The following is a 17,359-nucleotide window of genomic DNA, read 5'->3' on the forward strand; positions in this document are numbered from 1 at the left end:
CGGCCCGGCGGGATTGCGGGCAATTGTGATTGCGTCGCTTACGTGGCGAGTGGTTAAAATCAGGTTCACCCGAATCCGGCGGCTGCGCCTGCCGCAGGCAGGTAGTCGGTGCCGAGGACCCACAGGCCCGCAGCGGCGATGGCGACGCCATAGGGAATCGCGAGCTTGTCGCGCTGGCGGCGCATGACGTGCCATGCACCCATGACGATGGTCAGGATTCCGCCGAGCAGCGCCATGATGATGATCAGTTTGAGGAACAGGCCGGGCGCGATCCATAGCGCGAGTGCGGTCAGCAATTTGACATCACCTCCGCCCATCATGCGCAGCGCGAAGAGGCCTGCCAGAATTGCAAATGCGGCAAGTGCCACGCCGAACTGGATCGCGACGTCGGGCCACAGGGCGAGACCGCTCGACCACCAGAACAGCGGCGCGGCAAGGGCTATGGCGGCGGTCAGCCAGTTATCGATCTGGCGCCGGCGAATGTCGGTAAACGCGGCGACAAGCAGCCCGATTGCCAAGGCAAGCAGCAGTCCGTAGTGGAGATATTCGCCCAGCATTCTTGCCCCCAAAGGTCCCCTATGGGAGCGGTGCTACAGAACAGGGCTTACCAAAAAGTAACCAACCGCAGGAGGTCAGCATTAGCCAAGCCGGGGAAGCCGCCGTGAAGCATGATGCGGCGGGGAGCGAATTCGATCGCCGCGCAATCACTGCAGCGGCGAGCGAGAGCCTGTGGCACGCCGCCGACGGACACCCGATCCGGCGGATCGACTGGCCGGGTTCGGCCACGCCGCCGGGATCGATCCTGTTCTTCCCCGGTCGGGGGGACAATTACGAGAAGTATCTCGAGACGCTCGGCTATTGGCACACGCGCGGATGGCGGGTCACCGCGATGGACTGGCGCGGGCAGGCGGGATCGGGCCGGCTCGGCAATGATCCGGTGACAGGGCACATCGAAGACTATTCTGTTTGGATCGCGGACCTCTGCCGGTTCTGGGCCGAATGGAAGGCGGAGACTCCGGGGCCGCACGTGCTGGCCGGCCACTCGATGGGCGGCCATTTGATCCTGCGCGCACTGGTGGAAGACGCGGTCGATCCCGATGGCGCGATGCTGGTCGCGCCGATGCTGGGCTTTTACGGTACGGTCTTGCCGCTCGGCGTGATGCGCTCGATCGCGCAGACAATCATGCGGCGCGGCGATCCGGCGCGGCCGGCATGGAAATGGAGCGAGAAGCCGGGCGAAATTCCGGTCGGGCGGATCAATCTGCTGACGCATGACAAGGATCGGTATTCCGACGAATTGTGGTGGCGCGAGGCACGTCCCGAGATCGTGATGGGCCCGGGCAGCTGGCGATGGGTGGAGCGCGGATATGCGTCGATGCAGGTGATCTTCGGCGACGGGGCGCTGGAGAAGGTGCGGACCCCGCTCCTGATCCTCGGCACTTCGAACGACAAGCTGGTCGCGATAAAGGCCATCGAACGGGCCGCCGCGCGCTTGCCCAATGCCCGGCTGGTCCGCTTCGGCAAGGAAGCCCACCATGAAATCCTGCGAGAGGTCGACCCGGTGCGCGATCGCGCCTTGGGCGAAATCGATGCGTTTCTCGACGGGATGGCAAAGTCCGCTTGACCATGCGGCAGTTCGATTTCGCCATTGTCGGGGCCGGGATGGCGGGCGCGAGCCTCGCGGCGGAATTGGTCGGCGATGCGCGCGTCCTGCTGCTCGAAGCGGAAGACCAGCCCGGCTATCATACCACAGGCCGCTCTGCAGCATTCTGGGAGGAGTGCTATGGCGGACCTGAGATTGTTCCGCTGACGCTCGCCTCGGGGGCGATGCTGCGCGAGGGCGGCTTCCTAAGCCCGCGCGGTGCGCTCTATGTCGGGCGGGCAGGTGACCGGCTCAAGATCGACGCCTTCTTTGATCGCTTCGGCCACACCGGGGTCACCATCGAGCGGCTCGACCGCTCGGGATTGCTTGAGCGGGTGCCGGGACTGCGCGATGATTGGTGCGACGCAGTGTGGGAACCGGCCTGCGCCGATATCGATGTGGCGGGACTTCATGCTCACTATCTGGCGCGTGCGCGACGGGGAGGGGCCGAGATTGCGCTGCGAGCGCGGCTGGCTCGCGCCGAGCGCAGGTCCGACGTCTGGCAACTCCGCTGCGAGGACGGCCGCGAGTTCGGCGGGCAGATCCTCGTAAACGCCGCAGGCGCCTGGGCCGATCCGGTCGCGCAATTGGCGGGAGCGAAACCACTCGGCATCAACCCGCTCCTCCGCACCGTCGTGCAGATCGATGTGGAGCCATCCGCGCCCGCCGACCTGCCGCTGGTCCTCGACATATCGGGCGGCTTCTATTTCAAGCCCGACAATGGCCGGGTCTGGCTCAGCCCGCACGACGAGACGCCGACAATTCCGCACGATGCTGCACCCGAAGAACTGGCGGTGGCCGAAGCGATCGACCGGTTCGAGCAGGTGGTCGACTGGAAGGTGAGGCGGGTCGAGCGCAAATGGGCCGGGCTGCGCAGTTTCGCACCCGATCGCGCACCGGTTTATGGTTTCGACGGTGCGGTCGAGGGCTTTGCGTGGTTCGCCGGGCAGGGCGGCTACGGCATCCAGACCGCCCCGGCAGCGGCAATGCTGATGGCCGACATCCTGCTGAGCCGCTCGCCGTCCGGGGCGGTGCGAATGATCGACCAATCGCTCTATCTGCCGACGCGCTTCGGCTAGATTTCTGCCAGCGAGAGGTTAGACTGCGGGCGGGTCGTTCGACAGGAGAAGAGCCGATGGCGCATCGTTTCGAAATACGTAAGAACAAGAAGGGCGAGTTCGTTTCCTATTTCATCTACAATTCGGAAACGATCTGGTGGACCGAAGGCTACAGCTCGAAGGCGAGTGCCAAGAACGCGATCGAATCCATCCTGAAGAACGGCCCCGGCGCAGAAGTGGTCGACGCGACCGATTGAACCGGCATGACGGGATAGACCGGGCGGGCGCGGAACGATTCCGCGCCCGCTCTATGTTCGGGCTTTCTCCGCTTCGGCGCTGGCGAGCGCATCGGCCCGTTCGTTTTCGGGGTGGCCGTCATGACCTTTCACCCAATGCCAATCGACCTTGTGACGCGCGGCGGCTTCGATCAGGTCGTGCCACAAGTCGGAATTGCGCACCGGCTTCTTGCTCGCATTGACCCAGCCGCGCTTCTTCCACCCGTGGACCCACTTGGTGATGCCGTCGAGAACGTATTTGCTGTCCGAATAAAGATCGACCGCGCAGGGTTCGGTGAGGGCGTTGAGCCCCTCGATCGCGGCGGTCAGTTCCATCCGGTTGTTGGTGGTATCGGGATCGCCGCCCGACAGTTCCTTTTCGTGGCGGCCCATCCGCATGATCGCGCCCCAGCCGCCGGGCCCCGGGTTGCCTTTGCACGCCCCGTCGGTGAATATCTCTACCTGTTTCATGAGTTTCGCGGTGTAGCGGCTCTTGGCGGTCAGGCGAAGAGACGATCGCCCATTTCGGCGTAAACGTCCCACCGTCGGACAAAGTCCATCGGGTCCTTGCGGGTGACATGGGCATCGGGCGGCGTATCGATCCAGTCCTGTGCACGGCTGGCGACGAAGCGCAGGCAGGCCGCTTGCGCGAGGATCGGCATGGCGGCGTTCTCGCGCGGTTCGAGCGCCCGCACCGATTGATAGCCCTGCATAAGCGCGTCGCCGACATCGGCGTGGAACTTCGACCCGTCCCGGTCGAAGCACCAGGCCGCATGGGTCACCGCCAGATCGTAGGCCATGGCCCCATTGGAGGCGAAGTAGAAATCGATCAGGCCAGTGACCGTTTCGCCCAGCATCAGGACATTGTCGGGAAACAGGTCGCTGTGAATGATCGTCTCGGGAAGCGATGTCGGCCAGTCGCGACAGATTCGCTGGCCACGCTCGATCATCTCCGGCAGGCGGGGATCGATGTGCGCCAGCTCTTCCCGGCAGCTTTGGAGCGCTGTCAGGTTGTGGAGGACATTCAGCTTGTCTTCGCGGGTCTCTCCGAATTCCAGGGCCGCAATATGCATTTGTGCCAGCGATGCCCCGACCGCATGGGCTTGCTGTGGCGTCGGCCGATCGACGGACACGCCCGGCAGATACTCGATCAGGGCAACCGCTTTGTCTTGATCGAACATTCGCCACGATGCGCCGTGCCGGTCGTGGATCGTGTGCGGCACGGGAAGGCCGTGCGACGAAAGGTGATCGAGCAGGTCGAGAAAAAACGGCAGCTCGGCGAGGTCGATGCGCCGTTCGTACATCGTCAGGATGAACCGGGCCCCGTTGCCGTCTTGCCCTGTCGTTTCCAGGATCCAGTTGGAGTTGGAAACACCCTCGGCAATACCCTTGGCGGATACCAGTTCGCCGACATCGTACTGCGCGATCAGTGCGGCCAGGTCTTCCGCCGAAAGATGGGTATAGACTGCCATGAGACGGCAGTCAGTCGGTCAGGACGCGCGGGAGCTTGAACACCATCTTTTCTTCCGTGGTGACCAGGGTCTGTTCCTCGACCACGCGCCACTCGCCGAGCTTCTCAATCACTTCGCGGACGAGCTTTTCCGGGGCCGATGCGCCCGCTGTCAGCCCGAGTGTACCGACGCCCTCGAGCCACTCGGGCTCGATCTCCGAAGCGCGCTGGATCAGCTTGGCATCGGTACCGCATTTTTCCGACACTTCGACCAGCCGCAGCGAATTCGAGCTCTTGGGCGAACCGATGACAAGCACAAGGTCGCAGCTGGGCGCGATTTCCTTGACCGAAGCCTGCCGGTTCGAAGTGGCATAGCAGATGTCTTCCGCCCGCGGAGCGACGATCGAGGGAAAGCGCGCCTTGAGCGCTTCCACCACCTTCGCCGTGTCATCGACCGACAGCGTCGTCTGGGTCAGGAACGAGAGATTGCTATCGTCGGCCAGGTCCAGCCCGGCGACATCCTCGACCGTTTCGACCAGTGTCATCCGACCTTCGGGCACCTGCCCCATCGTCCCGATCACTTCGGGGTGGCCGGCATGGCCGATGAAGATGATGTGCTGGCCCTTTTCGATCTGGCGTTCGGCTTGGCGATGGACCTTGCTGACCAGCGGGCATGTGGCATCGACGTAGAACAGCTTGCGTCGCTCGGCCTCGGCAGGAACCGACTTGGGAACCCCATGCGCGCTGAACACCACCGGCGCATCGTCGGGCACTTCATCGAGCTCCTCGACGAACACCGCACCCTTGGCGCGCAGTTCCTCAACCACATAGCGGTTATGGACGATTTCGTGACGGACATAGACCGGCGGCCCAAACCGCTCCAGCGCGCGCTCGACGATCTCGATCGCACGGTCGACGCCGGCACAAAACCCGCGCGGCGCGGCGATCAAAACTTTCAGAGGCGGCTTGTCGACCGCAGTCGTTTCGGACGGAAAGGGGGCATTCATGTCCAAGCCTCTAGCGCAGCCTCGCGAGGGCCGCTAGGGCCATGCCGAGCGAAATTCGAAGGACCTCCCGTAATGACCGTGCGCCGCAAAATCCTCTCTGCATCGATCATGGCAGTCGCGCTGGCCGGGTGTGCCAGCGAAGGGGAACTCGTTGTCGGTGACGGGGTTGGCATTACCGCGATCCGCTCGGCGTGCCCGGCGGTCGGCATTCCGGATTACACGGGCGATGTAACGGTGTTTCGACAGGCTGGTGACAAGAGCGCCGCGAATGTCGATTTCACCGCCGCGATGACCAATCTGCGCAGCAATTGCAGCGACAGCGCCGAAAACGTCTATACCGAGGCGAGCTTCGATATCCTGGTCAGCCGCAGCGACCCGCGCGGCGCGCGTACGGTGACGGTGCCCTATTTCTCGACCGTTTTGCAGGGCGGATCGGCGGTGCAGGCCAAGCGCATCGGTTCGGTCACGGTCCAGTTCGCCGACGGGCAGGCTCGCGCCCGCGCCCAAGGCAAAGCCGGGGCCTTCGTCAACCGCGCGGCGGCGACGCTGCCGGCGGACATTCGCGAACGCATCACTCGCAAACGCAAGGCGGGCGACCCCGACGCCGCGCTCGACCCGCTGGCCGATCCGCAGGTTCGCGCCGCGCTCGACCGTGCGACTTTCGAACTGCTCATCGGTTTCCAGCTGACCGAAGACCAGCTGGCCTACAACGCCACGCGCTGAGGGCGACCCGCGCCTGCTGAAAGCTTGCGATTCCGGCCAATTCGGCTAGGCGCGCCTGCATGTCCGATACCACCACCCTGCACGCCGGTTTCGCAGCGAAAATCCATGCCATGCTCGATGCGCTCGAGGCCGATGGCGCATTGCCGCAGGGCGTCTCGCGCGCGAATGTGACGGTCGAACCGCCGCGCGATCCTTCGCACGGCGATCTGGCGACCAACGCCGCCATGGTGCTGGCGAAGCCCGCCGCCACCAACCCGCGCGACCTGGCAAGTAAACTGGTCGAGAAGCTCGTCGCCGATCCTTCGGTTGAGAGCGCGGAAATTGCCGGGCCGGGTTTCATCAACCTGCGTCTGTCGCGCGGAATCTGGTTGCAGGAACTCGCGGCAATCGCCTCGCTGGGCAATGACTACGGACGTTCGACCATCGGCGGCGGATCGCGGGTCAATGTCGAGTATGTTTCGGCCAACCCGACGGGACCGATGCATATGGGCCATTGCCGCGGCGCAGTTGTCGGCGATGCGCTTGCCGCATTGCTCGAACATGTCGGTTATGCGGTCACCCGCGAATACTACGTCAACGATGCCGGCGGCCAGGTCGATGTGCTCGCCCGTTCGGCCTACCTGCGCTACCTCGAAGCGCTGGGCGGGGATATCGGCGAGATACCCGAAGGCCTCTATCCCGGCGATTACCTCGTTCCGGTCGGTCAATACCTCGCGAAGGAGTTGGGCGAGCGTTACCGCGACCGGCCCGAGGACGAGTGGCTGCCGGTCTTCCGCGCCGAAGCGGTCGCGCAGATGATGGAGCTGATCAAGTCGGACCTTGCTCTGCTCGGTATCCACCACGACCTGTTCTCGTCCGAAGCCGCGCTGCAGGCAGCGGGCAAGCCCGAAGCGGCGGAGGCATGGCTCAGGCAGCACGAACTGGTCTACGACGGCGTGCTGGAGGCACCCAAGGGCAAGACCCCGGAAGACTGGGAGCCGGTCGAGCTGCCGCTGTTCCGCTCGACCCGGTTCGGTGACGATCAGGATCGTCCGATCAGGAAGTCGGATGGCAGCTGGACCTATTTCGGCGCTGACCTCGCCTATCACATGCAGAAGGCGGAGCACGCCGATGCACTGATCGATATCTGGGGGGCAGACCACGCGGGCACCGTCAAACGGATCAAGGCCGCCGTTGCTGCGCTGTCGGAGGGAGAGGGCAAGCCGATCCCGTTCGACGTCAAGCTGGTGCAGATGGTCCAGCTGATGCGGGCGGGGGAGCCGGTGAAGATGTCCAAACGCTCGGGCAATTTCATCACCATCGCCGATATGGTCGAGGAAGTTGGCAAGGACGTGGTCCGCTTCACCATGCTGACCCGCAAACCCGAAGCGCAGATGGATTTCGACTTCGCCAAGGTGGTCGAGGCATCGAAGGACAATCCGGTGTTTTATGTGCAATATGCCCATGCGCGCATTCACTCGACCCTGCGCAAGGCGGCGGTGGAGGGGATCGGCCCATCCGATGGCTCGCTCGATCGCCTCGGCGCAGAGGAACTGGCACTGGTTAAGGAAGCCGCACAATTCCCGCGTATCGTGGAAGCAGCAGCCAAGGCGCGCGAGCCGCACCGGATCGCATTCTACCTGTACGACCTCGCAGGAGCCTTCCATGCATTCTGGAACCTCGGCAATGACGACCCGACGAAGCGGGTCATCCTGACACAGGATGTTGAATTGACCGGTGCGAGGCTTTTCCTCGCGACCCAGATAGGGCAGGTTATCCGCAATGGGCTCGCCCTGCTCGGGGTCGATGCCGTGGAGGAGATGTAGGTCATGAGCATGATCGACGGGCGCAATGACGATGATCTTGCGGATGATGTGGTGGAGCAGGAACTCGAACTCGCCGATGACGAGGAAAGCCTGCCATGGCTCGATTCCGACTATGAAGATGAAGAAGAGGGCGGCTACGATACCGGGCGGCTGATCGGGATCGCCATGCTCGGCTTGCTCGTCATCGGGCTCGGTGCGGTCGGGTTCTGGCTCTTCAACAATCGCGGGCCCGATCCCGAGCTGGTCGCCGACGGGAGCACCATCGAAGCACCGGCTGGCCCGATCAAGGAACGGCCGGATGATGCCGGGGGCAAGCAGTTCGAAGGCACTGGCAATGTCGCCCCGGCAGTGGGCGAAGGCGAAACCCGCGAAGGCCGCTTGGCAGACGGATCGGATCCGAAGCCGAGCATCGATGCAGCTGTCAGCACGACAGGGAAGCCGGCTGCGACTGCCACGCAGGCGGCATCGGCCGGCGGCGTAGGCGTTCAGGTTGGCGCATTCTCTTCGCGCGAGAGTGCGGAAGCGGGATGGGCGACCCTCACTCGCAAGAGCGCGCGACTGTCCGGCGTCAGCCATCGCGTCGAACAGGCACAGGTCGATGGCAGCACAGTTTACCGGCTTCAGGCAGTGGGGGGCGACCTCGCCTCGGCCCGCGCATTGTGCAATGCGCTGAAGGCCGAAGGGATCGCCTGCCAGGTCAAGCCGTGACCGCCGCCTGATTTTCCACATGCGCGAGGCAGGCCTGCTTGCTTCGCCCGCATCGAGATGCGACGCTCGGCCCCATGACGCCCGCCATCTTCGGGATTGCCGGTAAGACCTTGTCTGCCGATGAGCGCGCCTTCTTCACCGAGGCGGACCCGGCGGGCTATATCCTGTTCGGCCGCAATTGCGAAACGCCGGACCAGCTGCGTGCGCTGACCGACGATCTGCGCAGCATACACGGGCGTGAACGTCTGCTCATCTCGATCGACCAGGAAGGCGGCCGGGTGGCGCGACTGCGGCCGCCGCACTGGTCGGGGTTTCCCTCGGGCGAAGCATTCGACCGCCTGTACCGCCTTGCTCCTGCAAGCGCGATCGAGGCGGCGCGGGCCAATGCAGAGGCTATGGGCATCGAACTCGCGCAGGCCGGCATCACGGTCGACTGCCATCCTCCGCTCGACGTGCGCCAACCGGGCGCGCATGACGTGATCGGCGACCGCGCTCTGGGTTCGGAACCGATGCAGGTCGCGGCCTTGGGCAGAGCGATCCTCGACGGGCTGGCGCGGGCCGGGGTGGCCGGATGCATCAAGCATATGCCGGGCCATGGGCGGACCATGACCGATACGCACAAGGAAATGCCGACCGTTACCGCCAGCGATGAAGAACTGGAACAGGATATCGCCCCGTTCAAGGCGCTCAATTCGGCACCGATCGGGATGACCGGGCATTTGCTGTTCACCGCGTGGGATGCGGAGAACCCGGCCACGCTTTCGAGCTTTGTGATCGAGGAAATCATCCGCAAGCGGATCGGCTTCGACGGATTGCTGCTGACCGATGACATCGACATGGAAGCGCTCGACGGCACCGTTCCCGAACGCTCGGAGCGCGCCATCGCCGCCGGATGCGATATCGTGCTCAATTGCTGGGCCAAGATTGAAGACATGACCGCCATCGTCGAACGCTTGCCGGGCATGAGCGACAGGACCGCAGCGAGGCTTGATGCGGCGCTCGCGGACACCCGCATTTCTGCCGCTGCATCCGACAAGCACGAACTCCTCGCCAAGCGGGACAGCTTGCTTGCCTTGGTCGAGCAGGCGGCATGACCGGGGAACCGCTGATGCTTTCCGGTACCGGCCGCTCGTCGGACGAGGACTGGGTCGAGGCACCCGCTGCGTCCGAGGACAATCCTCTCTACCTCGAACTCGACGGGTGGGAAGGCCCGCTCGACCTGCTGCTCGACCTCGCAAGGCGGCAGAAAGTCGATCTGCGCGCTATTTCGATCCTCGCGCTGGTTGACCAGTATCTCGGCTACATCGAGACCGCCGAGGCGCTCAAGCTCGAACTGGCAGCAGACTATCTCGTGATGGCGGCATGGCTGGCCTATCTCAAATCGGCCATGCTCCTGCCCAAGGAAGAGCAGGAGGACCCGAGCCCCGAAGAACTCGCAATGCGTCTCCAGCTCCGTCTGCAACGCCTCGGCGCGATGCGCGAGGCGGCGGCAAGGCTGTTGGCGCGCGACCGGCTCGGCCGCGATGTCTTTCTGCGGGCTGCACCGGAGGGGCTGCGCACCGATCGCAAAATCCTGTGGCAGTGTGACTGGTATGCGCTGGTGCAGGGCTATGGCCGGGTCAAGGCGCGGACGGCCCCGGCGATCCACATGGTGCGCGAACGCCCGGTGATGACGCTCGACAGCGCGCTCCAGCGGGTATCGGCGATGCTCGGCGTGACGCTCGACTGGATGACGCTCGAGCAGTTCCTTCCGCCGCATGCCGACCCGCGCCTGCGGCGCTCCGCTATGGCGTCGAGTTTCGTTGCAGCGCTGGAATTGGCGCGGCTCGGCAAGGCGGAGATTGCCCAGGACGAGGTGTTCGGACCGATGCGCCTGCGCAGGGTGACCGCATGAGCGCGGTGCCCGACGATCTGGAGCGCGCGGTCGAAGCGACCCTGTTCGCCACCGAGGAAGCGATGACCGCAGAGGCGATCGCCGGTCACCTTGGCGATGCGGAAGTCGGCGCGGTGCGCGATGCGCTCGGCTCGCTGCAAGCGCATTATGCGCGGCGGGGTATCCAGCTGGTCGAGCGGGCCAAGCGGTGGCATTTCCAGACCGCGCCCGATCTGGCCCACCTGCTGCGGCGCGAGCGCGAGCAGGTGCGCCGCCTCAGCCGCGCGGCGACCGAAGTCCTGGCGATTATCGCCTATCACGAACCCGTCAGCCGCGCGGAAATCGAATCGATCCGCGGGGTGCAGACATCGGCGGGAACGCTCGATGTTCTGATGGAGGCCGGCTGGGTGCGAGTCGCTGGCAGGCGCGAGGTGCCCGGCCGCCCGGTGATCTATGCCACGACGCCCGACTTCCTCCAGCACTTCGGCCTCTCATCGCGCAAAGACCTTCCTGGCCTCGATGAACTGCGCGCCTCCGGCCTGCTCGATCCGGTCGATGATGCGTTCGACGCGATGATGATCGAGGATTCCGCTGTCGATGATGCTGCCCAGCCGCCGAATGACGATAGCGAAGACGACGAATTGCGACACGGCACTTAGAAGCGCCGCTGGCGCTCGCCCCCGATAGTCCCTATATTGCTTCCGACTTATTCGAAAGGTGCACCATGTCGCTCGGCCCCTGGCAGATCATTATCATCGCCCTCGTCATCCTCGTCCTGTTCGGGCGTGGGCGGATTTCCGAAATGATGGGCGATTTCGGTAAGGGAATCAAAAGCTTCAAAGAGGGCGTGGCGGATACGGACAGCAAGTCTGCCGCGCCGTCACCGCGGATCGAGGGGCCAGCGGAAAATGGCACTGTCGATCCCGTGAAGCAGCCCGATAGCTCCGACACTCCGCGCTAACCTCGGCGAGAGTCGCCGCTTATGTTCGAAATCGGCGCAAGCGAACTGCTGGTAATCGTGGTTGTCGCGATCCTCGTCATCGGACCGAAGGACATGCCCGCAGCCTTGCGCGCAGCCGGCCGCTGGGTCGGTAAGATTCGCCGCACTTCCGCGCATTTTCGGGCTGGCTTCGATGCCATGGTGCGCGAGGCCGAGCTGGAAGAGATGGAGCGAAAGTGGAAGGAGCAGAACGCGCAAATCATGGCGCAGACGCCGAAGGACGAGATGGCTCCGCTGCCGGAGGCCACGTCAGCATCTGCCGAAGCAGCCATCGATACGGCGGAAACTGCAGCCAATCCTACTCCGACAAAGCCCCCCGTGGGTGACGAGTAGGGATGGCGCTCAAGCTTTCCGATATCGATGAGACTCAGGCTCCGCTGATCGACCATCTTATCGAGCTGCGCGGCAGGCTGCTGCGCTGCGTCATAGCTCTGGGCCTCGCCTTCGCGATCAGCCTCTACTTTGCCGATGATATCCTCGGATTCTTGCTCCAGCCGCTCAAGGCGGCATTTCCCGAAGGCAAGGCGCAGCTGATCTTCACCAAGCTCTACGAAGTGTTTTTCGTCGAGCTGAAGGTCGCGCTGTTTGCTGGCTTCTTCATCAGCTTCCCGATCATTGCGAACCAGCTTTGGGCGTTCATTGCGCCTGGCCTCTATGCCAAGGAAAAAAAGGCCTTCCTGCCGTTTTTGGTGGCGACTCCGATCCTCTTCACCCTCGGTGCGGCCTTGGCCTATTACGTCGTGATGCCGACCGCGTTCGAATGGTTCCTGGGATTTCAGGGCGAAGCGGGAGGAGTGACGATCGAAGCGCTCCCGGCGGCAAACGACTATCTGGGTTTGGTGATGCAGTTCATCCTGGCATTCGGAATCAGTTTCCTGATGCCGGTCTTGCTGATCCTGCTCAATCAGGCGGGAATTGTCTCACGCAAGCAAATGGCAGGTGCGCGGCGTTATGTCATCGTCGGGATCGTCATCCTTGCAGCCATCATTACGCCGCCTGATCCCGGCTCGCAGATACTGTTGGCCATACCATTGCTGCTGCTGTTCGAAGGGTCCCTGCTGTTCATGCGAATCACGGAGCGGCGGCGGATCACGGACGATGCCATAGCGGCTGACAGCACAGACGGGGACGGTTCGACCGAACCGTAACAGAAAGTGGGTTTGGCAGTGGCCACAGGCCCGCGGCCCGGCACAAAAATCGCCGCACAAACAAAAACGGGGCCCGAAGGCCCCGTTCGTAACTCGGTTTCCGTCAGCCGTTACGGGCTGGTGGGAGTGTCGTCTTCGTTGCCAGCGGCAATGACGATGCCGGCGATGATGGCTGCGGCTGCGAGAAGCGCAAGGATGATCCCTGCGCCGCTGCCGTCTCCGCTACCGCCGAGCCGGTTTTCCTTGGCGGCCGGCGCCGAGGCACGGTCGGCATTCCCGCTTTGTGCGAGAGCCGGCGATGCCGCCAGCGAGACTGCCGCGGTCGCGGCGAGTAGGTTACGGAACTTCATCGATTTGGTCTCCTCAGAGCTCTTATTAGTTCAAAACACTCAATTCCGATACGGCAACGGGCTGCTGGTGGCAAGCCCCTAGATGGTAACGGAATGTCCGATATGTTACCGAATTGTAACACTTATCGCAGTTAATCTATGTCCGAACGGAAAACCGTCCGCCTTCCAAACCCACTGATTCCAGTATGGTTCCCACTTAGTTGCTCCATTGCGAGGCGAAGGTTACAATTCGATTAACGGTTCGCAAACGCAGCATTTTTTCGGCAGGATGAACGATTGGCGCGATGAGTCGTTGCTGGCTTAACGGCTCTCGTTTGAAAAAGCCAACTGGCCCCCGACCCACGTCTGCCGCACTTGGGTGTCGCGCAAATCGCCGGGCGGCGCGAGCATGATATCCCTGTCGACGATCAGGAAATCCGCCCTTTCTCCGGGCACCAGGCGCCCGAATCGTCCCTCGGCGAATGCTGCATAGGCCCCGTTGGCACTGAAAGCGGCAAGCGCTTCCTCGCGCGGTACGTGTTCTTCGGGCCTCCACCCGCCGAACGGCTGACCGTCCGGGCCGGTGCGCGAAAAGGCCGCCGCAAGGCCGTGGAAGGGATTTGCCGATTCGACCGGCGCATCCGACCCGAACGCCAGCCGCGAACCCGTCTGCCTGATCGATTGCCAAGCATATGCGCCTTTCAGCCGCGCCTCGTCGAGCCGCTGTTCGGCCATCAGCCGGTCCGAAGTCTGGTGAACGGGCTGCATCGAGGCGATAATGCCATGCTCCCCGAACTTCGCGATGTCGGCCGGATCGACGACTTGTGCGTGTTCGATTCGCCAGCGTCGGTCCCCTGTGTAACTCTCGCTGAGCTCGCCGACGGCTTGCAGGATTTCCGCATTGGCTGCGTCACCGATGGCGTGCACAGCGATCTGGAAATTGTCCAGCGAGGCACGGCTCATTAGATTGCGCAATCTCGTTGCGGTCTGCAGCGGCAGGCCGGTATTGCCCGGATCGTCGGCATAGTCGCGCTTGAGCCATGCCCCGCGCGATCCCAGCGCACCGTCGAGATAGAGCTTCACTCCGTTGAGGCGCAGGCGGTCGTCGTAAAGCCAGGGCGACGGACCGGGGCCGCCGATCAGTTCCATCGCTTCGGTGCCGGCTGCGTAGGAAATGATCCGCATCTGCAACGAGCCGTTGTCTCCTGCCCGCCGGTAGGCCTGCCAGTCCTCTATCGTGGTCCCCATGTCGGCGGCTGCCGTTATACCCATGCCGAGCAGAATCTGCTGCGCCTTCAGCAGCGCGATATCGCGGTCGGTCGGAGTCGGCTCGGGCACGACCGCCTGAATCAGCGAACTGGCTGCATCGACGAAGATTCCCGAGGGTTGCCTGGATCCGGCGAGCCGCTCGATCCGCCCTCCCGCCGGGGATAGCGTCTCTGCGGTAATCTTCGCCTGCTGCATCGCGCGGCTGTTGGCCCAGCCAGCGTGCCCGTCGACGCGTTCGAGCCATACCGGGCGGTCGCTGACGACGGCGTCGAGCTCGGCGGCCGTAGGGAAGCGGCCAAGCCCCCATTTCTCCTGGTTCCAGCCCCGTCCGAGGATCCACGGGCGTCCGGGATTGTCCGCTGCATATTGCGCAATCTTTGCTTGCGCCTCTTCCAGCGAAGCGGTCTCGCTGAGATCGAGGGTCAGGGCAGATAGCCCGAGGCCCATCACATGGAGATGTGAATCGATCATCCCCGGAATGACGAACTGCCCTTTGCCGTCGACCCTGTATTCGGCACCGGCAGGTCGCTTGTCGCCCCGATCGAGAATCTGGCGGATGCGCCCGTCGTCGTCGATCCAGATGCCGGTGAAGCGGTCGATCTTGCCGTCTTCGTCGATCCGGATGCCTTCGATGTTGTCGACCAGCGTATCGGCCACGGCTGGGGCGGCGGCGAGAGCGATGACGGAAGCGGTCACGGCCGCAAGCAGGCGTGTCATGGGGGCGATCCTATAGGCAACAATCGGGATTTCGAACCGGCGGAGTAAGGCAGTTTGGACAGGATGCAAATGCTTGACCTCGGGCAAGGCAAGATTCGGTTCCCCCAACCGGCCTTTTCCCTTAGGGCGCGCGGCCATGACCGAGCAAGTTTCCGCCAGCCTGACCCTCGATGATGTGCGCGCTGCGGCAGCGCGCATTGCCGGATCGGTCGTCCACACACCCACGCTGCACAGCATCACCCTGTCGGAAATCACCGGCGCGGACATCTGGCTCAAGTTCGAGAACCAGCAATTCACCGCCGCCTACAAGGAGCGGGGGGCGCTGAACGCCTTGCTGCTGCTGACTGACGAGCAGCGCAGCCGGGGGGTCATCGCGGCTTCGGCCGGCAACCACTCGCAGGGTTTGAGCTATCATGGGCGGCGCCTCCGCGTGCCCGTCACCATCGTGATGCCGCGCACGACACCGACCGTGAAAGTGATGCAGACCGAGGCTGTCGGCGGCAAGGTCGTGCTCGAGGGCGAGACTTTCGACGAGGCTTCCGCGCATGCTCGGCTGCTGGAGAAAGAACTCGGGCTGACCTTCGTCCATCCGTTCGACGATCCCGATGTCGCTGCGGGGCAGGGTACCGTTGCTCTCGAACTCTTCGCAGACGCGCCCGGACTGGATTGCATCGTCGTGCCGATCGGCGGCGGAGGTCTTATCTCCGGCATGGGAACGGTTGCGAAGGCGCAGCATCCGCCGGTCGAGGTGATCGGTGTCGAAGCGCGGCTCTATCCATCGTCGTGGAATGCTTACAAGGGCGAGAACCTGCCCTGCGGCGGCGACACGCTGGCCGAAGGCATCGCGGTCAAGGAACCGGGCAAGTTCACCCAGCAGATCATCGAGCAGGTGGTCGACGATATCGTGCTGGTCGACGAACCCAGCCTCGAGGAAGCCGTCAGTCTGCTGCTTCAGATCGAGAAGACGGTGGTCGAAGGGGCCGGCGCCGCAGGGCTCGCCGCGCTGCTCACTTACCCGGAGCGGTTCGAGGGCAAGAAGGTCGGGCTGGTGCTGTGCGGCGGCAATATCGACACCCGCCTGCTGGCCAATGTGCTTTTGCGCGATCTTGCCCGCTCGGGTCGGCTCGCCCGGCTGAGGGTCACCCTGCAGGACCGGCCCGGTGCACTCTACAAGGTGATGAAGCTGTTCCATGAGCACAACGTCAACATCATCGAGATCTATCACCAGCGCATTTTCACGAGTCTTCCCGCGAAGGGGCTGATCACCGATATCGAATGCGAAGCACGCGATCGCGAGCAACTCGATGCGCTGATCGCGTCACTGCGCGGGGCGGGATATTCGGTCAGCATGGTCGAACTCAACTGATCCGCCGGGAGCCCTCGGTTCGCCGGGGCACTGTGCAAAGTAATCGCCTGTAAACCATGATTGATGGTTAAGGGACTTTTACCGCAGGCGATCCGCGGGCATAACGCTGCCTCCCGTCGTCCGACGATTCTTGTCAGCAGAGGACCAGGCAACGCTCGTGTCGGCACCCGTCCGCTTTCCCCGGTTCTTCGTAACCACACCTGCGCCGTGCCCGTACCTGCCGGGCCGGACCGAGCGGAAAGTATTCACCGAGCTCAAGGGGCCCCATGCCGACCAGCTCAACGAGGCGCTCGGCAGAATCGGATTCCGCCGCAGCCAGACGGTTGCCTATCGTCCCAGCTGTGCCGATTGCCAGGCTTGCGTTTCGGTCCGCGTCGTTACCGGGGAATTCGGGGCGAGCACCACCCAGCGTCGCAACCTGCGCCGCAACAGCGATCTCGTCACCACCGAATGCCGCCCCTGGGCGACTGAGGAACAGTTTGAGCTGTTGCAGCGTTATCTCGGCTCGCGCCACCCCGACGGGGGTATGGCTTCGATGGAAGAGATGGACTATGCCGACATGGTGGAGCACACGCCGGTCACGAGTTATGTGACCGAATATCGTGAGCCTTCCGACGGGTCGCAACAGGGGCGCCTGGTGGGTGCGTGCCTGACCGATCGGCAGGGTGACGGGTTGTCGATGATCTATAGCTTCTACGACCCGGAGCATGAAGTAAGGTCAGGACTTGGGAATTACATCATTCTCGATCACATTCGGCGCGCGGCTGAGCAGGGCCTGCCATACGTGTATCTCGGATATTGGGTCGAAGGGTCCGACCGGATGCAGTACAAGATCCGCTATCGCCCGATCGAACGGCTCACCCGGGCAGGGTGGGAGCGCATGCCCGGCGACGAGCAGGCGGCGCTCGTTCGCAAGGTCTTCGCTGGCGGAAATGCCGAGCACGCCGAATCCAGCAGCGGCAAGAGCCACAGCTTCGTTCAGTAGTTCG

Annotated in this window: 20 protein-coding genes; 14 read left to right on the top strand and 6 right to left on the bottom strand. The window is 63.6% G+C overall.

Features of this window, described 5'->3' with window-relative positions; translation table 11 throughout:
• Positions 1-65 precede the first annotated feature (65 nt).
• The gene (locus tag NSO95_RS13015; RefSeq protein WP_257596714.1) at positions 66-557 is read right to left on the bottom strand and encodes an A24 family peptidase; all 492 of its coding nucleotides are present in this window, start codon (positions 555-557) and stop codon (positions 66-68) included.
• Between the two features lie 104 nt (positions 558-661).
• Here NSO95_RS13015 and NSO95_RS13020 point away from each other — a divergent pair, with 104 nt between their 5' ends.
• The 3 genes from NSO95_RS13020 to NSO95_RS13030 are packed head-to-tail and all read left to right on the top strand — an operon-like array spanning position 662 to position 2,957.
• Positions 662-1,624 (top strand): alpha/beta hydrolase, encoded by a 963-nt coding sequence (locus NSO95_RS13020; RefSeq protein ID WP_257596715.1) that lies wholly within the window; start codon positions 662-664, stop codon positions 1,622-1,624.
• A gap of 2 nt (positions 1,625-1,626) precedes the next feature.
• On the top strand, positions 1,627-2,721 hold the full coding sequence (locus NSO95_RS13025; protein ID WP_257596716.1) for an NAD(P)/FAD-dependent oxidoreductase: 1,095 nt from the start codon (positions 1,627-1,629) through the stop codon (positions 2,719-2,721).
• Positions 2,722-2,777: 56 nt separating this feature from the next.
• A complete protein-coding gene (locus tag NSO95_RS13030) occupies positions 2,778-2,957 on the top strand; it encodes a YegP family protein (RefSeq protein ID WP_257596717.1) in 180 nt (59 codons plus the stop codon).
• Between the two features lie 51 nt (positions 2,958-3,008).
• Here the strand turns inward: NSO95_RS13030 and rnhA are convergent, their stop codons facing one another.
• The 3 genes from rnhA to ispH are packed head-to-tail and all read right to left on the bottom strand — an operon-like array spanning position 3,009 to position 5,432.
• Positions 3,009-3,446, bottom strand: a complete 438-nt coding sequence (gene rnhA / locus NSO95_RS13035; protein WP_257596718.1) for a ribonuclease HI — start codon at positions 3,444-3,446, stop codon at positions 3,009-3,011.
• Positions 3,447-3,475: 29 nt separating this feature from the next.
• Positions 3,476-4,447 (bottom strand): homoserine kinase, encoded by a 972-nt coding sequence (thrB, locus tag NSO95_RS13040; RefSeq protein ID WP_257596719.1) that lies wholly within the window; start codon positions 4,445-4,447, stop codon positions 3,476-3,478.
• A 10-nt stretch (positions 4,448-4,457) separates the two neighbouring features.
• Positions 4,458-5,432, bottom strand: coding sequence for a 4-hydroxy-3-methylbut-2-enyl diphosphate reductase (gene ispH / locus NSO95_RS13045; protein WP_257596720.1), 975 nt, complete (start codon positions 5,430-5,432; stop codon positions 4,458-4,460).
• 72 nt (positions 5,433-5,504) lie between these two features.
• Here ispH and NSO95_RS13050 point away from each other — a divergent pair, with 72 nt between their 5' ends.
• The 9 genes from NSO95_RS13050 (at position 5,505) to tatC (ending at position 12,689) form a co-directional block, all read left to right on the top strand.
• Positions 5,505-6,155, top strand: a complete 651-nt coding sequence (locus tag NSO95_RS13050; protein WP_257596721.1) for a hypothetical protein — start codon at positions 5,505-5,507, stop codon at positions 6,153-6,155.
• A 59-nt stretch (positions 6,156-6,214) separates the two neighbouring features.
• Positions 6,215-7,960, top strand: coding sequence for an arginine--tRNA ligase (gene argS / locus NSO95_RS13055; protein ID WP_257596723.1), 1,746 nt, complete (start codon positions 6,215-6,217; stop codon positions 7,958-7,960).
• A 3-nt stretch (positions 7,961-7,963) separates the two neighbouring features.
• Positions 7,964-8,668: an SPOR domain-containing protein gene (locus NSO95_RS13060; protein ID WP_257596724.1), complete on the top strand. Its 705-nt coding sequence runs from the start codon at positions 7,964-7,966 to the stop codon at positions 8,666-8,668.
• Between the two features lie 74 nt (positions 8,669-8,742).
• Complete coding sequence (nagZ, locus tag NSO95_RS13065; RefSeq protein WP_257596725.1) at positions 8,743-9,762, top strand: beta-N-acetylhexosaminidase; 1,020 nt, start codon at positions 8,743-8,745, stop codon at positions 9,760-9,762.
• Complete coding sequence (locus NSO95_RS13070; RefSeq protein WP_257596726.1) at positions 9,759-10,562, top strand: segregation and condensation protein A; 804 nt, start codon at positions 9,759-9,761, stop codon at positions 10,560-10,562. Before nagZ ends, NSO95_RS13070 begins: the two co-directional genes overlap by 4 nt.
• Complete coding sequence (gene scpB / locus NSO95_RS13075; RefSeq protein WP_257596727.1) at positions 10,559-11,200, top strand: SMC-Scp complex subunit ScpB; 642 nt, start codon at positions 10,559-10,561, stop codon at positions 11,198-11,200. Before NSO95_RS13070 ends, scpB begins: the two co-directional genes overlap by 4 nt.
• Before the next feature lie 65 nt (positions 11,201-11,265).
• The gene (tatA, locus tag NSO95_RS13080; RefSeq protein WP_257596728.1) at positions 11,266-11,502 is read left to right on the top strand and encodes a twin-arginine translocase TatA/TatE family subunit; all 237 of its coding nucleotides are present in this window, start codon (positions 11,266-11,268) and stop codon (positions 11,500-11,502) included.
• 21 nt (positions 11,503-11,523) lie between these two features.
• On the top strand, positions 11,524-11,874 hold the full coding sequence (tatB, locus tag NSO95_RS13085; protein WP_257596729.1) for a Sec-independent protein translocase protein TatB: 351 nt from the start codon (positions 11,524-11,526) through the stop codon (positions 11,872-11,874).
• Between the two features lie 2 nt (positions 11,875-11,876).
• Positions 11,877-12,689: a twin-arginine translocase subunit TatC gene (gene tatC, locus NSO95_RS13090; protein WP_257596730.1), complete on the top strand. Its 813-nt coding sequence runs from the start codon at positions 11,877-11,879 to the stop codon at positions 12,687-12,689.
• A gap of 110 nt (positions 12,690-12,799) precedes the next feature.
• On the opposite strand, the gene NSO95_RS13095 is transcribed toward tatC, so the two are convergent.
• Entirely contained in the window at positions 12,800-13,039 is a 240-nt protein-coding gene (locus NSO95_RS13095) for a hypothetical protein (RefSeq protein ID WP_257596731.1), read from the bottom strand.
• Between the two features lie 300 nt (positions 13,040-13,339).
• Positions 13,340-15,004 (bottom strand): amidohydrolase, encoded by a 1,665-nt coding sequence (locus NSO95_RS13100; protein WP_257596732.1) that lies wholly within the window; start codon positions 15,002-15,004, stop codon positions 13,340-13,342.
• A 136-nt stretch (positions 15,005-15,140) separates the two neighbouring features.
• Between NSO95_RS13100 and NSO95_RS13105 the strand changes: the two genes are divergently transcribed.
• Together NSO95_RS13105 and NSO95_RS13110 are read left to right on the top strand one after the other, a co-directional pair.
• Positions 15,141-16,370, top strand: a complete 1,230-nt coding sequence (locus tag NSO95_RS13105) for a threonine ammonia-lyase (RefSeq protein ID WP_257596733.1) — start codon at positions 15,141-15,143, stop codon at positions 16,368-16,370.
• 157 nt (positions 16,371-16,527) lie between these two features.
• Complete coding sequence (locus NSO95_RS13110; protein WP_257596734.1) at positions 16,528-17,355, top strand: arginyltransferase; 828 nt, start codon at positions 16,528-16,530, stop codon at positions 17,353-17,355.
• Positions 17,356-17,359 lie beyond the last annotated feature (4 nt).

This window comes from Parerythrobacter lacustris (assembly GCF_024626475.1).
GTDB classification, from domain to species: Bacteria; Pseudomonadota; Alphaproteobacteria; order Sphingomonadales; family Sphingomonadaceae; genus Parerythrobacter_A; species Parerythrobacter_A lacustris.